Below are 1,991 nucleotides of genomic sequence, written 5' to 3'. Positions count from 1 at the left end.
ATAACTTAACCGCATTTGGTAACAATAAAACCATGCTTATCGTGAGCCATAGAGTATCGACTGTTAAAAATGCCGATAAAATTATTATTCTCGATAATGGAAAAATAATACAACAAGGTTCTCATAATCAATTATTAACAGTTGACGGTTATTACAAAGAATTGCATTCGAAACAATTATCGGAAAAAGAAAATAGTTAAAAAAAATTGGTTATATAATTTTTTTTTATGACTTTTGGTTACTGTTTAACAAAAACTGAATGACTGAATATGAGAGAAAATGACATGTTAGAAAAAGAAGAAATTTTTTCTAAAGTATTAAGAGCCGGTAGAAGAACCTATTTTTTTGATGTAAGATCTACAAAAGCAGACGATTACTACATTACGATTACCGAAAGCAAAAAGTTTACTGAAGAAGATGGATCGTACCACTTTAAAAAACACAAAATTTATTTATACAAGGAAGATTTTGTTGCTTTTACAGAAATTTTAAATGAAATGACTAATTTTGTTATTGAACAAAAAGGCGAAGAAGTAATTTCAGAAAGACATCAAAAAGATTTTAAAAGAGAATACAACAGTGTAGAAGCAGAAAACACATCAACAGAAAGTTTTACAGATGTAAGTTTCGATGATATTTAATCACTTTTATAACGAAAAATTAAGTCTGGTAAATCCAGACTTTTTTTATGCCGTTTTTAAACCATTTTCAACTTGAAAATCGGGCGATAATAATACCACATCATTAGAATTTCCAACCAAACCAAGAACCAAACATTCACTCATAAAAGTTCCTATTTGTTTTGGTTCAAAATTTACTACGGCAATTATTTGCTTCCCAAGTAATGTTTCTTTAGTATAGCGTAAGGTAATTTGAGCTGATGACTTTTTAATTCCTATTTCCGTTCCAAAATCAATTTTTAATTGAAATGCAGGCTTTCGAGCTTCAGGAAAATCATTCACTTCAATTATCGTTCCCACATGAATAGCTATTTTTTCAAAATCTTGCCATGAAATTGTAGTTGTCATCATTCTTTTTATTCAAATGTATGAAATTTTAGTTTTTGTAACTTTTTTAAAAAGGAAACGTATAACTAATACAACTTAATATTTATAAAAATAAAATGGCGCAAACTCCATCAAACATGCTTCCTATTGGGACTAAAGCACCTAACTTTAATTTGCCTGCAACCAACTTAAATGAATCGTTTACATTTGATACCGTAAAAGGTAAAAAAGGAACAGTAGTAGTTTTTATATGTAACCACTGCCCTTTTGTATTGCATGTAATTGATGAAATTGTTCGAATTGCTAACGATTATCGTGTGCAAGGAATTGGTTTTGTTGCTATTTCAAGTAACGATATTGAAAATTACCCACAAGATGCTCCTAATAAAATGGCCGATTTTGCCTTAAAAAATCATATTGATTTTCCATACTTGTATGATGAAACACAAGAAACTGCCAAGGCTTATGATGCCGCTTGCACACCCGATTTTTATCTGTATGATGGGCAAGATAAATTAGTTTACCGTGGACAACTTGATGATTCACGACCTTCCAACGGCATTCCTATTAATGGCTACGATTTACGAAATGCTATTGATGCGCTAATGTTTAACCGAAAAGTAAACGAACCGCAAAAACCAAGTATTGGTTGTAATATTAAATGGAAATAGATTAGTCTTTAGTTTACAGTTAACAGTTAGTAGTTAACAGTTTAAAGTAAAAAATTTGCGAATTTTTATTTTTAATTATATGAGAAAAACTATTGAAAGTTCTTGGGATTATTATAGAAAGCTAAATCTAATAATAGCAAGCATTGTAACTCTCGGCATAACTATTGGTTTTATAATTTTTGAAAAACCGATTCTTACATTTATTATAATTTCATCTCTTTTTATATGTTTTCTTACTTTCTTACTTTTTTTACGAAAAAGTATATTTATTGAAAACGATAAAATTTCAGGATTTCATACTTTTCTAGGAATT

4 protein-coding genes and 1 pseudogene are annotated in these 1,991 nt (G+C 29.1%); 4 read left to right on the top strand and 1 reads right to left on the bottom strand.

Annotated features, from left to right (window positions below; all coding sequences use genetic code 11):
* Nucleotides 1–200, top strand: a pseudogene (locus tag R2808_RS11455) (ABC transporter); the annotation flags it as partial.
* A 69-nt stretch (nucleotides 201–269) separates the two neighbouring features.
* Nucleotides 270–641, top strand: coding sequence for a PUR family DNA/RNA-binding protein (locus R2808_RS11450; RefSeq protein ID WP_371271145.1), 372 nt, complete (start codon nucleotides 270–272; stop codon nucleotides 639–641).
* Between the two features lie 45 nt (nucleotides 642–686).
* On the opposite strand, the gene R2808_RS11445 is transcribed toward R2808_RS11450, so the two are convergent.
* A complete protein-coding gene (locus R2808_RS11445) occupies nucleotides 687–1,031 on the bottom strand; it encodes a tRNA-binding protein (RefSeq protein ID WP_371271144.1) in 345 nt (114 codons plus the stop codon).
* A gap of 92 nt (nucleotides 1,032–1,123) precedes the next feature.
* On the opposite strand from R2808_RS11445, the gene R2808_RS11440 reads away from it, so the two are divergent.
* Both R2808_RS11440 and R2808_RS11435 read left to right on the top strand, forming a co-directional pair.
* The gene (locus R2808_RS11440) at nucleotides 1,124–1,678 is read left to right on the top strand and encodes a thioredoxin family protein (RefSeq protein ID WP_371271143.1); all 555 of its coding nucleotides are present in this window, start codon (nucleotides 1,124–1,126) and stop codon (nucleotides 1,676–1,678) included.
* Nucleotides 1,679–1,757: 79 nt separating this feature from the next.
* Nucleotides 1,758–1,991 (top strand): hypothetical protein (locus tag R2808_RS11435; protein WP_371271142.1); only part of this gene is annotated, 234 nt, incomplete at its 3' end.

It is taken from the genome of Flavobacterium sp. (assembly GCF_041392005.1).
GTDB lineage: Bacteria > Bacteroidota > Bacteroidia > Flavobacteriales > Flavobacteriaceae > Flavobacterium.
Note: the sequence above shows the minus strand (reverse complement) of the source record. Positions and strands in the feature narration are given on the sequence as shown.

Bases quoted from the DNA above. Each gene is read 5' to 3' on its own strand.
- R2808_RS11440 (WP_371271143.1), top strand. From the start codon at position 1,124: ATGGCGCAAACTCCATCAAACATGCTTCCTATTGGGACTAAAGCACCT.
- R2808_RS11445 (WP_371271144.1), bottom strand. From the start codon at position 1,031: ATGATGACAACTACAATTTCATGGCAAGATTTTGAAAAAATAGCTATT.
- R2808_RS11450 (WP_371271145.1), top strand. From the start codon at position 270: ATGAGAGAAAATGACATGTTAGAAAAAGAAGAAATTTTTTCTAAAGTA.